We start from the raw sequence: 17,515 nt of genomic DNA on the forward strand, positions 1-17,515 counted from the left end.
TCATCCGGCGAGGTTACTTCGAACCCAGGCCGTCCAGGGCGAGGTTGAGGGCGAGCACGTTCACCCGAGGTTCGCCGAGGATGCCCAGCAGGCGACCCTGGACCTGGGAGTCCACGAGGGAACGAACCTGATCCACGGAGAGGTTACGCGCCTTGGCCACGCGGGGCACCTGGAACAAAGCGGCATCGGGAGAGACGTCCGGGTCGAGGCCCGAGCCGCTCGTAGTCACGAAATCGACCGGGACAGGCTGGCCGGGGTTCTCGGCTTGGCGCGTCGCGACATCCGCCTTCACCCGCTCGGCAAGGGCGGCGCTGGTCGGGCCGAGGTTCGAGCCCGAGGAGTTCGCCGCATTGTAGGGCGACGGCACGGTCTTGGTCGCATCGGCCGGGTCGGCGGCGCTGGTCGCCGAGGGGCGGCCCTGGAAGTAGCGCTCGCTGGCGAAGGACTGCCCGATGAGGCTGGAGCCGACGACCTTGCCGTCGCGCTCGATCAGGCTGCCGGCGGCCTTGGCCGGGAAGACGACCCCCGCGATGCCGGTCATGGCGAGGGGATAGGCGAGCCCGGTGATCGCCGTCAGGGCGATCAGCAGGACGAGGGCAGGGCGAAGCTGGTTCAACATGGCGTGCTCCTATGTGGCGGTTCGAGGCGGCTCAGACGAGGTGCAGGGCGGTGATGGCCAGGTCGATGGCCTTGATGCCGACGAAGGGCACCAGGATGCCGCCGAGCCCGTAGATCAGGAGGTTCCGGCGCAGGAGAGCGCCGGCCCCCACCGCCCGGTAGGACACGCCCCGAAGCGCCAGCGGGATCAGCACCACGATGATGAGCGCGTTGAAGATGATGGCCGAGAGGATCGCACTCTCCGGTGATGCGAGGCCCATGACGTTCAGCGCCTGGAGTTGCGGGTAGAGCACCAGGAACATGGCCGGGATGATGGCGAAATACTTGGCCACGTCGTTGGCGATGGAGAAGGTGGTCAGTGCCCCACGGGTCATCAGCAGTTGCTTGCCGATGCCGACGATCTCGATGAGCTTGGTCGGGTCGCTGTCGAGGTCGACCATGTTGCCGGCCTCGCGGGCCGCCACCGTGCCGGTGTTCATGGCGACACCGACATCGGCCTGGGCGAGCGCCGGGGCGTCGTTGGTGCCGTCGCCGCACATGGCGACGAGCTTGCCCTGCGCCTGCTCCTTGCGGATCAGCGCCAGCTTGTCCTCAGGGGTCGCCTGGGCGAGGAAGTCGTCGACGCCGGCCTCGGCGGCGATGGCGGCCGCGGTCATCGGGTTGTCGCCGGTGATCATCACCGTGCGGATGCCCATCTGGCGCAGTTCGGCGAAGCGCTCGCGGATGCCGCCCTTCACGATGTCCTTGAGGTAGACCACGCCGAGAAGCCGGCCGTCCCGCGTCACGGCGAGCGGGGTGCCGCCCGCCTTGGCCACGTCCTCGGCGATGGACTGGATCTCGCGCACCGTCTCGTCGGCGAGGCCCGGGCTGTAGGCCAGCGCCGCGCCGGAGCCACGGGTCGCCATCGGCTGTGAGCTCACCGAGGCGATGATGGAATCGACGGCGCCCTTGCGGATGGAGGATTCGTCGAGGTCGACGCCGCTCATCCGGGTCTGGGCGGTGAACGGCACGAAGGTGGCGTTGAGGCTTCCCATGTCGCGGGCGCGGATGCCGTACTTGTCCTTGGCCAGCACCACGATGGAGCGACCCTCCGGGGTCTCGTCGGCGAGCGACGCCAACTGGGCGGCGTCGGCGAGCTCCTGCTCGGAGACGCCACGAACCGGGCGGAACTCGGTGGCCTGCCGGTTGCCCAGCGTGATGGTACCGGTCTTGTCCAGCAGCAGCGTATCGACGTCGCCGGCCGCCTCCACCGCGCGTCCCGACATGGCGAGCACGTTGAAGCGCACCAGCCGGTCCATGCCGGCGATGCCGATGGCCGACAGGAGCGCGCCGATGGTGGTCGGGATCAGGGTGACGAACAGGGCGACCAGCACGATCAACGGAATGGCACCTCCGGCATAGGAGGCGAAGCTCGGGATCGAGGCGACCGCGAAGACGAAGATGATGGTGAGGCCCGCGAGCAGGATGTTGAGAGCGATCTCGTTCGGCGTCTTCTGGCGCGAGGCGCCCTCGACCAGGGCGATCATCCGGTCGACGAAGGTCGATCCGGCCGCCGCCGTGATCCGCACCCGGATCTCGTCGGACAGCACCTGGGTGCCGCCGGTGACCGCCGACCGGTCGCCGCCGGATTCACGGATCACGGGGGCGGACTCACCCGTGATGGCCGCCTCGTTGACCGAGGCGACGCCGAGGATCACCTCTCCGTCGGACGGGATGATGTCGCCGGCCTCCACGAGGACCACGTCGCCGACCTTGAGGTCGTTGCCGGGCACGGTGTCGTAGTTCCGGCCCGTACCCTTCAGGCGCTTGGCCATGGTCTCGGTGCGGGTGCGCCGCAGGCTGTCGGCCTGGGCCTTGCCGCGCCCTTCCGCGATGGCCTCGGCGAAGTTGGCGAACAGCACGGTGAACCACAGCCAGAGGATGATCTGGCCGGAGAAGGCGAGGTTGGCGCCGCCCGTCAGGACGTCGCGGATGAACAGGACGGTGGTGAGGGCGGCCACGACCTCGACCACGAACATGACCGGGTTCTTGATCATCTTGCGTGGGTCGAGCTTGGTCAGGGCGCCGATGAGCGCCGGCCCGACGAGGGCGGCACTGAACAGGCTGGTGGAGTTTGGGCGGGCCATTGCGGTTGTCCGATGGAAGACATCTCGGGAGGCGGCGCGATCCTGCGCCGTCGAGCGGGGTTCAGGGCGCGAGCGCATCGCCGAGGAGGGCGGCCCCGGCCAACAAGCCGAGGGCACCGAGCAGGGTCAGACCGAGCATGGCGAGGATGACGTCCGAGAGCCGGACGTCCTTTCGGTCGCGCTCGACTTGGCTCCAGGGTTGGGATCGCGGTCGATGGCGGGGCAGGGCGCGCCGCATGGCGGCGCGGTTTCGGGAGGGCACCAGGGCCTGCTGCATCTCAGCCCCCCACCGCGAAGGTCTGACCGAGGCCGCCGGCGAGGTGCTCGACGATGGGCCCCAGCGCCAGGGCCGGGAAGAAGGTCAGGCCGCCGACGATCAGGATCACGCCGACCAGCAGCCCGACGAACAGGCCGCCATGGGTCGGGAAGGTCCCGGCCGAAGCCGGTACGGTCTTCTTCGCGGCAAGCGAGCCGGCGATGGCGAGCGCCGGGACGATGACGAAGAACCGCCCGAACAGCATGCCGAGGCCGAGCGTGGTATTGTAGAAGGCGGTGTTGGCCGTCAGGCCGCCGAAGGCCGAGCCGTTGTTCGCCGCCGCCGAGGTGAAGGCGTAGAGGATCTCCGAGAAGCCGTGCGGGCCGGCATTGGCCGGACCCGCGAGGCCGGCGGCGATCACGGTGGCGAGCGCCATGAAGCCGAGCATCATCAGGGGCAGGCACAGGATGGCGAGCACCGCCATCTTGACCTCTCGCCCCTCGATCTTCTTGCCGAGGTATTCCGGGGTGCGCCCGACCATCAGCCCGGCCACGAAGATCGTCACGATGACGAAGACCAGGATGCCGTAGAGCCCGGCCCCGACGCCGCCGACGATGATCTCGCCGAGCTGCATGTTGATCATCGGGATCATGCCGCCGAGCGCCGTGAAGCTGTCGTGCATGGCGTTGACGGCGCCGCAGGACGCCGCCGTTGTCACCGCCGCGAACAGGGCGGACGCGACGATGCCGAACCGGACCTCCTTGCCCTCCATGTTACCGCCGGTGAGGCCGAGCCCGTTCAGGACGGGGCTGCCCGCGCTCTCGGCCCAGTAGACGACACTGACACCCGCGAGGAACAGCACGCCCATGGCGGACAGGATCGCCCAGCCCTGCCGCTCGTCGCCGACCATGCGGCCGAAGACGTTGGTCATCGCGGCGCCGATGGCGAAGATCGAGAGGATCTGGACGAAGTTCGAGAGGGCGGTCGGGTTCTCGAACGGATGCGCGGCATTGACGTTGAAGAAGCCGCCGCCATTGGTGCCGAGCATCTTGATCGCAACCTGGCTCGCCACCGGGCCGACCGCGATGGTCTGCTTGGCGCCTTCCAGGGTCGTGGCCTCGACGGCACCGCCGAGCGTCTGCGGAATGCCCTGCCAGACGTAGAAGAGCGTCAGCGCCATGCAGAGCGGTAGCAGCACGTAGAGGGTGGTGCGGGTCAGATCGACCCAGAACGAGCCCACCGTGCCGGCCGAGGCCCGCGAGAAGCCCCGCACCAGGGCGACGGCCAGCGCGATGCCGGTGGCCGCCGACAGGAAGTTCTGATGGGTCAGCCCCAACATCTGCGTGAGATACGACATCGTCGTCTCGCCGCCGTAGGACTGCCAGTTCGTGTTGGTGACGAAGCTCGTCGACGTGTTGAACGCGAGGTCCGGCACGACTGCCGCCTGCCCGTCCGGATTGAACGGCAGCACCGCCTGGAAGCGCAGCAGCGCGTACAGGGTGAGGAAGCCGAGCACGTGGAAGGCGAGCATGGAGAGGGCGTAGGCCAGCCAGTGCTGCTCCTGGGCGGCATCGATGCCGGCGACGCGGTAGAGCCCGCGCTCGACGGGAGCGAGGACGGGCGAGAGGACGGTTCGCTCACCCGTGAAGACGCGGCTCATGTACCCGCCGAGAGGGCGGGCGAGCGCGATGACGACCGCGCAGAACAGCGCGATCTGGATCCAGCCGTTGATGGTCATCGGAGATCTTCCTTCAGAACCGCTCGGGGCGGACGAGGGCGTAGGTGAGGTATCCGAGCAGCCCCAGGGTCACGAGGGCGCCAAGCGTCAGGTCGATGGTCATGGCGGGCCTCAGAGGCGTTCGCAGAGGACGGCGTAGCCGGCGGCCAGGCCAAAGAAGGCGAGCCCGGTTGCGATGAAGACGATGTCGAGCATGGTCGGTCCGTTTCGGTTCGGGGGCCGATGCATGACCGGTCTCGCCCCGCTCCAATGTGGACGCGAACCGCATTAGGGTTCGAGACGGAAGCGAGGACGATCTTATAAGGATCGCATTAGGATCGCTGGGGTCGCGCATGGACCAGCCGACGAACTTGCGAGTGGCGAGATCGAGGACGGCGGCTAGGTAGAGCCAGCCCTCTTAGGTCGGCAGATAGGTGATATCGCTACGCGGTCCTTCGGTTCGGCCAGCCAAACGGTATTGGGCAGCGCGGCCGAGAACTGCTGTTTGAGGAGGTTCGGCGCGATCGGCAGGTCGTGACGGCTGTCGGTGGTGCAGGGCCGGAACCGACGCCCTGCCAGGGATCGAATGCCATGCTGACGCATCAGGCGCTCTACCCGCCCGCGGCTGGTCGTTCGGCCCTCCGCGCGCAAGGCCGCATGCACCCGAGGTGAGCCGTAGCGCCTGTGATGCCCGGCATGGATACGCTGGACGTCGGCCAGGAACTGACGGTTGGACGCCGACCGAGCGCTCTCGGGACGTGACCGCCAGCCGTAGCCTGGTCGGAGGGGGACGCCGCCGGGCTCGCAGGCGTGGCTTTCGGTGACCCCGCTGCCCGCGGTGGTGGGGAGCCACCCATCAGCGCCGAGCGCCACTGCCTCAGCATCGAGGGTTGGATCCAAAGCTCGGCTGCGATCCGCATCTGCGGCTGGCGGCTCCGGTCGATGCAGAGGGGGGAGGGGAGTGTGGCCGAGCGGTATGCTTACCCGACGGGCTCAAAGGCGGAGCGGAACCGCGTTGTCCGCACGGGACCGGACACAAACCGGACAGATCCGCCTGCGCCGGGCTCAATCGTCCGGGTGCGGCCCGAGACTGGCCGAAGCGTCCCATGGCGAAGCTTCGATGCGCGGGTGATTCTTCGAAACGAGCCGGCCATCGAGCCGGGAGCCCGGAGATCAGACCCATGCTGCCCTCACTCGTCACCACGCGGTTCCGCCTGCCGGAAGGCGCCGGAATAGCCCGGCCCGTCTCGCCGCTCTTTCTGGCGCTTCTCGCGCTGCTCATCTCGATCTGCTCGGCCAGTGCCCTGCCGGCACCGTCGAGCGGCAGCCTGGTTCTGCGTGGGCCGGATGCCGCCTCGCCGGTCGAGGCGCCGCGTCTCAGCACCGATTTCAGCGTCACCGTCAGCGGCCCGACCGCCCGCACGGTGGTGACACAGGCCTTCCGCAACACCACCGGGTCCTGGGTGGAAGGCACCTACCTCTACCCGCTGCCGGAAGATTCGGCGGTCGATACGATGAAGCTCGTGATCGGCGACAAGGTGATCGTCGCCGAGATCCGCGAACGCGCGGCGGCCAAGCGCATCTACGAGGCGGCCAAGGCGGCCGGACAGAGCGCGGCCCTGACCGAGCAGGAGCGGCCGAACGTCTTCACCAACTCCGTCGCCAATATCGGACCGGGCGAGACCGTGCTGGTGCAGATCGAGTACCAGCAGACGGTGGCCATGTCCGGGGGCACCCGCTCCCTGCGCCTGCCCCTGGTGGTGGCTCCTCGCTACAACCCGGCCCCGCCCGCAGTGGATCTCGTCTCGGCGCGCGATGAGACCGGTTCCGACCCGGTGCCCGATCGCGATCGGATCACCGCGCCCGTTCTCGACCCCTCCCTGGCCGCCCCGGTCAATCCCGTCGGTATCACGGTGCGGCTCCAGGCCGGCTTTCCGCTCGGCACGCTGAGAAGCGCCACCCACCCGCTCCATGTCGACGAGACCGGCCCGGATTCCCGGCGCGTGACCCTGGCCGACGGCGTCGTCCCCGCCGACCGCGATTTCGAACTCACCTGGGAACCCGTGCCGAGCATGGAGCCGCGCCTCGGATTGTTCCGGGAGACGGTGGCCGGGCGCACCTACCTCCTGGCCACCGTCACCCCGCCGGACGCGAACGCGGCGCAGCGCCAGCCCCGTGACGTGGTCTTCGTCATCGACAATTCGGGCTCGATGTCCGGCGCATCGATGCGGCAGGCGAAGGCCGGGCTGCTCGCCGGCCTCGCCCGGCTCACGCCGAGCGATCGGTTCACCGTCATCCGCTTCGACGACACCATGAGCCAGCTGTTTCCGGAGCCGGTCCCGGCGAATCCCGAGAATCTGCGGGCGGCCGAGAGCTTCGTCGCCGGACTGGAAGCGAGCGGCGGCACCGAGATGCTCGCCCCGCTCCGTGCGGCCCTCGCCGACAGCCATCCGGAGGATCGGAGCCGCGTCCGCCAGATCGTCTTCCTCACGGATGGCGCCATCGGCGACGAGAACCGGATCTTCGCCGCGATCCATGACGGCCTCGGCCGGAGTCGGCTGTTCATGGTCGGTATCGGCTCGGCTCCGAACGGGCACCTGATGCGTCACGCCGCCGAGATCGGCCGGGGCAGCTACACCGCGATCCACACCGTCGATCAGGTCGCCGAGCGCACCCGCAGCCTCTATGCCAAGCTGGAGAACCCCGCCGTCACCGACCTCGCCGCGACGCTGTCGACTGGCGGTGACATCACCCCGAATCCGCTGCCCGACCTCTACCGTGGCGAGCCGGTGGTGCTCGCCGCCGAGATCGCCGACCCGACGGGCACGCTGACTCTGACGGGCCGCATCGGCGAAGCGCCGTGGCGGACCAGCGTGTCCCTGGCCGACGCGGCCGAGGGGACGGGCATCTCGAAGGTCTGGGCACGCTCCAAGATCGCCGAGGCCGAAACCGCCCGCGTCACCGGGCGCGTGATGCCGAACCAGGCCGATGCCACGATCCTGCAGCTCGCCCTGGCGCACAAGCTGATGACCCGGCTGACGAGCCTCGTCGCGGTCGACGCGACCCCGCGCCGGCCGACCGGTGCTCCCCTCGTGGCGACCGAACTGCCCCTGAACCTGCCGGCGGGCTGGGACTTCGCGAAAGTCTTCGGTGAGCGCGCCGCGCAGCCGCCGCGGGAGCGCCGCGCCGCTCTCATCCCGGCCCAGGCCACGGTTCCGGCCCCGGCCCCGGCGGTCCCGCTGCCCCAGACCGGGGCGGGCACCCGGGCGCAGATCCTCTTGGGTCTCGTCCTGCTGCTCGGCGGATTGCTCACCCTTCGCCGGGTGCGGAGCGTCCGATGCGCCGCGTGACCGGGGGGAGGGTGCTCGCCACCCTCCTCATCCTCGCGGGCCTCGGCGTCCTGGTCGGAGCCGCCCGGATTCCCGCCAAGGCTGCGCTCGCGCAGGTGCTCCTCGAGCGTGCCTTCGCCCGAAGCCTCGTCGAGGGCCGCCCGGTGCGGCCCTGGCCATCGGCCGATACCGAGCCGGTGGCACGACTCACGGTGGCGGGACAGAGCTTCGTCGCCCTGCGCGGCGGCAGCGGACAGGCCCTGGCCTTCGGCCCCGGCCATCTCGACGGGACGCCGGAGGCGGGCGAGCCGGGCACCGCCATCTTCGCGGCTCATCGCGATACGCAATTCGCGGTGCTCGCAGCGGTGAAGCCGGGCGATGTCGTCTCGGTGACCCGGCGGGACGGACGCACCATCCGTTTCCGGATCAGCGGCAGCCGGGTCGTGTCCTGGGACGCATCGGGGATCGATCCGGCCGCCCCGGGACGGAACATCGCCCTCGTGACCTGCTGGCCTCTGGATGGACTGGTGCAGGGACCGCTGCGCCTGGTCGTGGAGGCAGAGGCGGTGGACGACACGGAATGAACCACTCCTCTTACTGGGCCATGTCTTGCCAGCCTGTGCGGTTTCGTGCGGATCTCTGCGGAGACGAGCGACGAGCCGAGAGACCGTGCAAGAACCCGAAACCGAGCTGCCCGAGGGCCAGAGCCGCGCCATTGCCCAGGCCGTGCGCGAGGCGCTCGCCCGTCGCCGGATCTCCCGTCAAACGCTCGCCGATCTGGCGCGGATCAGCATTTCCACCCTGGAGAAGGCCCTGGCCGGCCGCCGCCCCTTCACGCTCGCCACCACCATCCGCCTGGAGGAAGCGCTCGGCCAGCGCCTGCGCAACGGCACCGAGCCCGTCAGCGCAGCACCGGAGACGCGGCATGCTCCCTCCGAACTCGGCTCCTATTCCCGGGAATCCGCCGCCTGGCTAGAAGGGCGCTATCTGACGCTGCGACCCTCCTTCGGCATGGCGGATGCGGTTTTCGCCTATCGCACCGAGATCGCATGGGACGCGGCGAGCGCACGCCTTGCCTTCCGCGAGGCCGAGCGAAGCGATGCGCCTTTCGCCCAGACCGGCAGCGTCGCGGTGCCGAACCAATCGGGCATGATCTATCTCGTCACCAATTGGCAGGGACAGTGTCGCCTTGCCGTGCTCTGCCGGCCGACCATCCATGGCGAGATGTTCGGGCTGCTCACGACGCTGCATGCGGGACGCGGCACGCAACTCACCCCGGCCGCGGCTCCGCTCGCTCTCATCCCCGAAGCTTCGGCCGGCCCGGAACTCAGCTACGGACGCGTGACGTCCGGCATGCCGGCCTATGCCGATTACCGCCGCCAACTCGGACGGGTGTTCGAGGAGGGCTATGGGGTACTGTTCGGCTGAGCCGACTCAAATCGGACCGTGTCAAATCCGGCTACCCTCGAAGAGCCGGGGTTTGTGCGACGAGACCGTGCGGGCATTGCGCCAATGCCGGTCCAGGCCGCCGATCCGGGCTCCGGCCGAACGGACGGGTGACGTCTCGGCCGACCCCGCCCGGCGCTCAGGCGCTCAGGCTTCGCATCCAGCCGAGCAGCACCGGGGCGCTGTCGTGGCCGCGATGCGCGAGCGACCGCTCCGCCAGGGCCTCGCTCGGAAGGAATCCGAACCGCCTGCGAAAGGCGCGGCTGAAGGTCTTCTCGTCGGAGAAGCCCGTGGCGTAGGCGACCGACGAGATGCGCGGGCGCCCGCCCGCCGCGCCGAGGAGTTTCATGGCCCGTAGCAGGCGTCGCTCGCGGATGTGGCTGGCGACCCCATCCTCCTCCTCGAAGAGCCGGTAGAGGGTGGCCCGCGAGAGCCCGAACCGAAGGATCAACGCGTCGATCCCGAGGGATTCCGAGGCCAGTTCCTGCTCGATGTACTGGCAGATGGCGACCTTGTTGAGCCGGTCGAGGGCCGGCGCCTGGTTCGCGTCGGGCTGGAAGCAGGCGGCGCAGAGATCGGCCGCCGCGCTCGACAGGTAGCGCAGCTGGTGCGCCTCGGTGGAGGCGGCACTGGCCACGAGGCCGGACAGGTAGGTGTAGGACAGGTTCCGCACGGGAGCCGAGCGGTAATCGAGGGGTTTCCCGTGCAGGCTCTCGATGGTGGCGATCTGGTCGCCGAGGAGCTTGCGCGGCAGCATCACGGTGGTGGCGGAGACCGGCCCGGCTTCGCTGACGATCGGCTGCGTGAGGTCGAAGACCACGAGCTGGGAGGCGTTGATCTCCACAGAGCGTCGGGCGGCGCCCACCCGGCTTTGGCCGGCGGTATAGAACTGGATCAGGATGTGGTCGACGCCCTGCCGGGCGATGGTCCGGGCCGAGCGCTTCAGGCGCTGGGCCGGCGCGGTCACTGAACCGACCAGGGCTTCCCCGAAATGATACGTGGTCAGGGAGATCGGGGAGGCCAGGTCGGCATCCGGCGCGAGCTCGGCCTCGAAGACCGGCGCGAGATGATTGCACCAGGACTGAGCCAGCAGAGCCGGATCGGTGGGAGCGATGAAACGGTCGCAGAGAATGTCCGTCACGGATCAGTGGCCTTCAATGCAACGCAGACCCATGGACGGCACCAAGAAGTACCGATTCAGAGATAATCGAGAATACCCATCCCAATGCGAACAAATGATCGAGATCATCATCGATCAACATGCGATATGTCATCGATCATGACGACCAGCCCTGTTAAGACGCTCAAAGCTTTGACTACTTAAGCGTTGATGCGCAGATTAATTAGCGCACACTATCGATTTAATAATTGATTAATCAACGATTTTTTGAATCAAACCGAGTTATTTCTGCGACGATTAATCATCATCGGCCGATGGAGTTGCGGTCTCCCGCCACGCTCATCTGAATTGGACCGGCGGCCAAGGCAAGCGGCACGCCCCGCCGGAGGGCTCGACTATGAGACGAAAACGACTATGTTTGAGACATCAAGTAACTTAAAAGTATTTTGAGACAAAACATCACTTAGATGAGACGAAACGCCCCTCAACACAAGCACAGTCGAGATCCGGATTAAGGTCTCGATAAGTGGATCGACCCCTGTCTGGGGCGTCGCCAACAGGGCGATGTCTCGATCAACAGGATCCACTCGATGTCCGGCAGCATCACCCTCACATCCGCAACGCGCCAGAACCTGCTTTCGCTCCAGGACACGGCAAACCTGCTCTCGACCACCCAGAACCGGCTCTCCACCGGCAAGAAGGTGAACTCGGCGCTGGACAACCCCACGAACTTCTTCACGGCGCAGAGCCTGTCGGCGCGCTCCAGCGACATCAGCTCGCTGCTCGACGGCATCTCCAACGGCGTCCAGGCGATCCAGGCGGCGAGCCAGGGCATCACCTCGATCACCAAACTCCTCGAGACCGCCAAGTCCACGGCCAGTCAGGCGCTCGCCGACAAGACCGGCGGCAGCAGCGGCATCAGCGGCGGCGCGAAAGAGCAGGCCGCCAAGGTGACGGCCACCTCGACCCTGGCCTCCCTCGGCACCACCGGCGCCACCGGCGAGACCACGTTCGACTTCTCCGGCCCGACCAAGGACGCCTCCCTCGAGATCACCTTGGGCGGCAACAAGTCGACCATCCGCATCGACTCGGCGACCCTGGCCTCGTCCGGCACCGACCTCTCCAAGGTCACGTCGGACCAGCTCCTCACCGCCATCAACGGCCAGATCGCCAACAACAGCGCGCTGGCCGGCAAGGTCTCGGCCGGCACCAGCCCCGACGGCCGCATCACCTTCTCGACCACGACGACGGGCGCGTCGGCCAGCCTGACCGTGGCGGGCTCGGCCAATTCCACCATCGATATCGGCTACGGCAAGTCCACCACCACGCCGACCTCCGCCACCGTCACCGCCAATGCCGCCCTGGCCGTCGCCACGGATTTCTCCACCGGCAGCGCCTCCCTGGTGGTGAGCGACGGCAACACCTCGGTCCAAGTCAAGCTCGACAAGAACTCGGCCACCGACGAGCTCGGCGGCACCCTCGGCGCCTCGGCCTCGCGGACCGATGTGGCGAAGGCCATCAACAAGCAGCTCAAGGATAGCGGCTCCACCGCCACGGTCGAACTGTCCAGCACCAACAGCCTCGTGTTCAAGTCGGCCGATGTCGGCCCCGACGCGCAGATCTCGGTGATCGGCGGCATCGACACCACGGGCGGCAACGGCGCGGCCGGCATCGGCTTCAGCACCTTCACCGCGAGCACGCCGGCCGCGGGCACAGCGGCGGCGGATTCCACGACGACGGTAGTCGGAGTCCCGAACGGTGCCGCGGCAGCGGCAAGTACAGGTACCGGTACGGTCGGCGGACGGACGAACTTCACCGTCTCGCCCCCGGCTAAGGCGGACGTCAGCAACACGCAGACCACAAGCTTCACGGTCGCCAGTCACAAAATCACGCTGAACGCTGACAGCCTCCTCGCCAATGGTACCAAATTCGGTGACTCGACGCAGACAGCCACAAATTATGCCGACGCTATCAATGTACAACTGAATGGTTTTGCTGCCGGTGTCACGGCCTCGATAAACAGCGGCGTTCTCACCTTCGAGACGAACGATAAAACAGCGACAACGGCGGCTCCGGTTGTTGTGACATCGGGTGCCGGCCTGACCGATCAACTCGGCCTGTTCGGCAAGCCGGCCACGACTAAGCTCGCCACTACCCTCGGCGACAACATCAACCTCGAAGGCAAGAGCGCAAGCTTCACGGTCGGCGGCACGACCGTGACGCTCGACTCCACGAAGACCGACAATTCCGGTCAAGCCATCGGCAATAACCCGAACCAGAAAGCTGCCGTCGAGGCGATCAACAAGCAGCTGACCGGCGGCTACTCGGCCTACATCGGCACCGACGACAAGCTGACCATCGTCGGTCCCAACAGTGCGACCGCCGCGCCGGTCGTCACCGCTGCCTCCGACACGATCGGCCTCGGCCTCGGCACCGCCAACACGCTGACGGCCACCAATGCCGCGACCACGCCGTCCGCCAGCACCGCAGCGAAGGTGACGGCTACCGGCACCGCAGCGGCGACCCTGGCGCTGACATCGACGGCCAACACCTTCACGGTCGGCGATGGCACCAAGACAGCCAATATCTCTATCAGCACGAGCACACCGTCAGGCAGCGGAACACTCGCCTCAGCCGCAACTAAGGATCAGGTTGCAGCCGCCATTCAGGTCCAGCTCGACGCTGCCGGGGTCAACGTCACAGCCGCGTTCAACAACGACAAGCTCGAGCTCACCTCGAAGGGAGTCGGCACCAGCGGCACCGTCACGCTGACGCGCGGCGTCGACGGCGCGGGCGCTGCGGGGCTCGGCATCGGCTCGGCGGTTGCCGGCGAGACGCCCGTGACCGCGACAGGCATCCCAGCCGGTTCCATCGACCTGTCGGGCGGCAAGTCGAGCGCCTTCGCCATCAGCGACGGCTCCACCAGCAAGAACGTCTCGATCTCGTCCACCAGCCTCGACAAGGCCGGCAACGCCATCGGGAACGCGGCGACGCAGGACAAGGTCGCCGAAGCCATCCAGGTCCAGCTGGACACCGCCGGCGTCAAGGCCACCGTCTCCTTCGTGGGCGACAAGCTCCAGGTGAAATCGAACGCCGTCGGCACCGGCGCCGCCGCCCCGACCCTGACCGCGACCAGCGACACCGCCGGCCTCGGCCTCGGCACCACCACCACGGCCAGCAGCACCCCCGCCGCGGGCGGAGGCACCGCCGCCGCCGGCGTCACGGCCTCTGGCACCGAGGCGACGGACGGCTCGTCCAAGGCCGCCATCGTCGGCACCGAGCAGACCGCGACCAAGGATTTCAGCGGCACGAAGGACGCGTCCTTCACCCTGAAGCTCGGCAGCGGCCCGCTCAAGCTGATCACGCTCAACAACACGAACCTCGGCAGTTCGGCCGCCACCAGCCAGACCGCCATCGCCAAGGCCATCAACGACCAGATCAACGCCGATACCGGTCTCGCCGGTAAGGTCGAGGCGAGCTACGTCAACAGCAAGCTCGTCATCTCGACGAAGTCCTCCGGCTCCGACCAGAAGCTGACCATCCAGGCGGCCCAGGTCACGACCGGTGGTTCGGCCGGTGTCGATATCGGCTTCGGCGTCTCCGGATCGGGTGCCACCTCCCAGACGGCGTCGGGCACCGATGTGGGCGGCAGCAAGGGCACCAGTTCGGTGCGCTCGGCCCTGGCGCAGCAGTTCAACCTGATCCTCGAGAAGATCACCCAGCAGGCCCAGGATTCCGGTTATAACGGCGTCAACCTGCTGTTCCGCAACAGCAACAGCGCCGCCGACAACACCCTGCACATCGCCTTCAACGAGAAGAACACCTCGGCGCTCGACATCAAGGGCGTGAAGTTCGATGCCGCCGGCCTCGGCCTCGACGCCGTCGAGGGCGGGTTCCAGTCGGACACCGACATCAACGCCGCCATCGAGCAGCTGTCCAACGCCACCACCCAGCTGCGGACCCAGTCCTCGACCTTCGGCGCCAACCTGTCGATCGTGCAGAACCGTCAGGACTTCTCGAAGAACCTGATCAACATCCTCGACACCGGCGCCGCCAACCTCGTGAACGCGGACCTCAACGAGGAAGCCGCCAACTCGCAGGCCCTGTCGACCCGCAACTCGATCGCCACCTCGGCGCTCTCGCTCGCCAACCAGGCGCAGCAGGGCATCCTCCAGCTCCTCCGCTAAGGGCGCGCCAACACGCGGGGACCGGCCGTCAGGGCCGGCCCCCGCGCTATCCGACGATCGATTCCGGCCCGTTTCCAGAAGGGATTCACCACCATGGCCCTGCGCCTCGACCTCAAGCCCTACGAGGGCTTCCTCATCAACGGCGCGCTCATCCGCAACGGATCGCGGCGCTCCGACTTCCTCATCGAGACCCACTGCAAGTTCCTGCGCGAATCCGAGGTCATCAAGGAGAGCGAGGCCGACACGCCCGCGAAGATGCTCTGCGTCACCCTGCAGATGCTCTACCTCGCCGACGACCCGGCCGAGGCCGAGGACCTCTTCGCCCGCCAGGCCACAGAGATCATGAGGGCGAGCCCGGCGCTCGCCCCCCACCTTCTCGCGATCCACGATGCGATCGCGGACCGCCGCTACCATGGGGCGATCAAGCTGGGCCGCGCCCTCGTGACCGCCGAGCGAAGCTTCGCCGAGGCCGCGTGATCGACCAGGGCGCTCGTTTTCTTACGAGCGCGGCTTTGGAAGGCGTCGATGGGCAAGGATCGTGGGCCGGCGTCTCGGCTCGATGAGACCGAGGGGACCCGGCGGCCCCAGAAGCAGCTCGTGCGGCGCCGGTCCTGCTTCGCGGGGAATCGCGACCTTCCACAATGCGTCGTCGCCCCTGTCCGTCGACGGGTGCCGATCGGTCGCCCTGTGCTCGGGAAGAATCCACAGGATGCCGAAGGCGACGAGGGACGCGATACCGATCAGGGTCGCATTCCAGTTTGGAGCTTCCTGGATCATCAGCACGACGAGGCCGCCTACGGCAACGGCCGCGGCGTACGCCCTATTCGTGTGCCGGTCCCAGGTCATCCCTCATGTGCTCCGGCATACATAGCCATCGGGTGAAGGCATTCCGTCAAATTTTTGTTGTCGCCGATTCGATCGATAACTTAGATCTATGATTCGAATACGTGATCCGGCTTTCGAAGAACGAGGTGGCATCGACACATAACGCCCCTGCCTCTGATCTTCGTCATGGACGTCTTGATCCAAACGAGGGGGCGCCCCGGACAGTTCCAGCCGTCATCGCCCTGTCGACGGGACCGCGCGGCGGGGCGATCCCGCCATGCCGTGAGTGCGCCGCTTACCGGCCGGGCCGAAGAAAGCGCGTGCGTTCGACGAAGGAAGTTTGCATACGACGCCGATGGGCAGGCTCGCGCGTTGCTGCTTCACGGCCCCTCGGCCGGACCGCTCCATGGAGTCCGTGATGGGCATCTTTCAGAACCTTCTCGAACACGTCACCGCCTATGTCGGTGACAAGACGCTCATGCAGGCGGCCGTGTCGGCAGCCTCGAACGTGATCGTGGCCGACAGCGAAGTGGACGAAGGGGAGGTCGAGGTCGCCCTCGCGGCCATGCGCGCCAATCCGATCATCGAGAAGGGCTACGACACGCTGATGCTGGAGGCGGAGCTGTTCGACGGCATCGCGCGGGCTCGAACCCGCGTCGGACGGGCGGACAATCTGAGCCGCGTGGCCGCCATCGCGGACCGATCCCTCGAACAGCGGAACGGGGTGTTTCTGATCGCCGCCGATGCCGCCGACCATGAGGGAATCAGCGACGTCGAGCACCACGCCCTCGAGGAGATCGCCGAAGCGCTGTCCGTCGACAAGGAGACACTACTCCGGCTGGCTCCCGTGAGGCCGTCCAACCCGTCGTGACCCGGCCGATGCGCCGCGTCCGTCGGTCGCTCCGGCGCGATGCGACGGCTCCCCATCGCTCTCGCGTCGGTCGAGTGTGCTTCCGAGGCGACACCAAATGGTTAAAATCATATTAACCATTCATGACGACCCCACGTTAGAGATCCTTCGACTATAGAGCCGGCATTCAACCCCTGCCGGTCATCGCCATGATCCTCGCTTCCCGCAACATCGTCAACGAACACCGTGAAATCGCGGCCATCGCGATCACTTATGGAATCTTCCTGAGCGGGATCATGCTCCTCACCTGGACGATGGCCTGACGCAGCCTGCCGAGCGGCCCGAGGCCCGGTCCGGCCGCCCGTGCGGCGTTGACGGACGGCATCGCAATCCTCTGCGGCTGACGGCAACGGGCTGAGCATCCCCTGGACGGGGATGGCCGGACGATGTCGGGCGAGATGGCGGGCCGAATGCCTGTCTCCGGCAAGGAACCGTTGCGTCTTCAAAGATGTTCGTCCATCCAAATCGGAGGACATGAATGTCTGACAGTGCCTTAGCTTCGGTCGTCGTCCCTTCTCTCCGGGCCGCCCGCTCGGCCAGGGAACGGCTGGCTCGCGCCGGGTTCGCCCGCAACAGCATCGATATCGAACGCCACGATGACGCGTTCGAAGTCTCCATCAGCACGAAGGCGGAGAATCTGGCTCGCGCTCAGAACATCCTTCTGGGCAACCCCGTCGTCGATGACCTTCGTGATGCCGGCTCGCGCGCGCTCGGCGCCTTCCACGACAATCGGCCCCTCGCGCTGGGCCTCGCGGCCCTGGCAGGCTTTGCCATCTTCCATGTTTCGAAGAAGCGGTGAAGCCGGCCAGCGAGCGAGAGGGATAGTCCTGCAACCACGGGGTAGCGGCCGCTTGCCGTTTTGCTCCGGCCCGCGACGACGCTTAGAGCGCCTAACAGAACCGTTTGATCTGGTTGAGAGTGATGAGACTGGTCGCGAGGCTCGTGAAGGCCTCGTAGATGTCGCTGCGTCGCTCGTAGCGG

Annotated in this window: 13 protein-coding genes and 2 pseudogenes; 7 read left to right on the plus strand and 8 right to left on the minus strand. The window is 67.3% G+C overall.

From position 1 onward, the window contains the following. Positions 1-13 precede the first annotated feature (13 nt). From ASF34_RS07230 to ASF34_RS22105, 6 genes and pseudogenes are all read right to left on the minus strand, one after another. The gene (locus tag ASF34_RS07230; protein WP_056160175.1) at positions 14-619 is read right to left on the minus strand and encodes a K(+)-transporting ATPase subunit C; all 606 of its coding nucleotides are present in this window, start codon (positions 617-619) and stop codon (positions 14-16) included. A 31-nt stretch (positions 620-650) separates the two neighbouring features. Beyond that, positions 651-2,744, minus strand: a complete 2,094-nt coding sequence (gene kdpB / locus ASF34_RS07235; protein WP_056160178.1) for a potassium-transporting ATPase subunit KdpB — start codon at positions 2,742-2,744, stop codon at positions 651-653. Positions 2,745-2,805: 61 nt separating this feature from the next. Beyond that, positions 2,806-3,021 carry a hypothetical protein gene (locus ASF34_RS07240; protein WP_056160181.1) on the minus strand — a complete coding sequence of 72 codons (216 nt, stop codon included), beginning with the start codon at positions 3,019-3,021 and terminating at the stop codon, positions 2,806-2,808. 1 nt (position 3,022) lies between these two features. Then, a complete protein-coding gene (gene kdpA / locus ASF34_RS07245; protein WP_056160185.1) occupies positions 3,023-4,738 on the minus strand; it encodes a potassium-transporting ATPase subunit KdpA in 1,716 nt (571 codons plus the stop codon). 13 nt (positions 4,739-4,751) lie between these two features. Then, positions 4,752-4,841, minus strand: a complete 90-nt coding sequence (locus tag ASF34_RS07250) for a K(+)-transporting ATPase subunit F (protein ID WP_018043825.1) — start codon at positions 4,839-4,841, stop codon at positions 4,752-4,754. Between the two features lie 222 nt (positions 4,842-5,063). Beyond that, positions 5,064-5,661 (minus strand): annotated as a pseudogene (locus ASF34_RS22105) (IS3 family transposase); the annotation flags it as partial. 237 nt (positions 5,662-5,898) lie between these two features. Here ASF34_RS22105 and ASF34_RS07255 point away from each other — a divergent pair. The 3 genes from ASF34_RS07255 (at position 5,899) to ASF34_RS07265 (ending at position 9,474) form a co-directional block, all read left to right on the plus strand. Beyond that, positions 5,899-8,067: a marine proteobacterial sortase target protein gene (locus ASF34_RS07255; protein WP_056160189.1), complete on the plus strand. Its 2,169-nt coding sequence runs from the start codon at positions 5,899-5,901 to the stop codon at positions 8,065-8,067. Further along, positions 8,055-8,630, plus strand: coding sequence for a class GN sortase (locus tag ASF34_RS07260; protein WP_056160194.1), 576 nt, complete (start codon positions 8,055-8,057; stop codon positions 8,628-8,630). Before ASF34_RS07255 ends, ASF34_RS07260 begins: the two co-directional genes overlap by 13 nt. Before the next feature lie 85 nt (positions 8,631-8,715). Beyond that, entirely contained in the window at positions 8,716-9,474 is a 759-nt protein-coding gene (locus tag ASF34_RS07265) for a helix-turn-helix domain-containing protein (protein WP_056141865.1), read from the plus strand. A gap of 157 nt (positions 9,475-9,631) precedes the next feature. Here the strand turns inward: ASF34_RS07265 and ASF34_RS07270 are convergent, their stop codons facing one another. Beyond that, the gene (locus tag ASF34_RS07270) at positions 9,632-10,633 is read right to left on the minus strand and encodes a helix-turn-helix domain-containing protein (protein WP_018043821.1); all 1,002 of its coding nucleotides are present in this window, start codon (positions 10,631-10,633) and stop codon (positions 9,632-9,634) included. A 569-nt stretch (positions 10,634-11,202) separates the two neighbouring features. Here ASF34_RS07270 and ASF34_RS07275 point away from each other — a divergent pair. The 4 genes from ASF34_RS07275 to ASF34_RS07295 all read left to right on the plus strand — a co-directional run bounded on the left by ASF34_RS07275 (position 11,203) and on the right by ASF34_RS07295 (position 17,333). Beyond that, positions 11,203-14,799 (plus strand): flagellin N-terminal helical domain-containing protein, encoded by a 3,597-nt coding sequence (locus tag ASF34_RS07275; protein WP_056160199.1) that lies wholly within the window; start codon positions 11,203-11,205, stop codon positions 14,797-14,799. A 93-nt stretch (positions 14,800-14,892) separates the two neighbouring features. Continuing rightward, complete coding sequence (locus ASF34_RS07280) at positions 14,893-15,276, plus strand: flagellar biosynthesis repressor FlbT (protein ID WP_056141859.1); 384 nt, start codon at positions 14,893-14,895, stop codon at positions 15,274-15,276. A 766-nt stretch (positions 15,277-16,042) separates the two neighbouring features. Further along, positions 16,043-16,495, plus strand: coding sequence for a tellurite resistance TerB family protein (locus ASF34_RS07290; RefSeq protein WP_056160214.1), 453 nt, complete (start codon positions 16,043-16,045; stop codon positions 16,493-16,495). 517 nt (positions 16,496-17,012) lie between these two features. After that, the gene (locus ASF34_RS07295) at positions 17,013-17,333 is read left to right on the plus strand and encodes a hypothetical protein (RefSeq protein WP_056160201.1); all 321 of its coding nucleotides are present in this window, start codon (positions 17,013-17,015) and stop codon (positions 17,331-17,333) included. A 91-nt stretch (positions 17,334-17,424) separates the two neighbouring features. On the opposite strand, the pseudogene ASF34_RS22715 reads toward ASF34_RS07295, so the two are convergent. Then, positions 17,425-17,515, minus strand: a pseudogene (locus ASF34_RS22715) (IS5/IS1182 family transposase); the annotation flags it as partial.

Source organism: Methylobacterium sp. Leaf106, assembly GCF_001422895.1.
Lineage (GTDB): Bacteria > Pseudomonadota > Alphaproteobacteria > Rhizobiales > Beijerinckiaceae > Methylobacterium > Methylobacterium bullatum.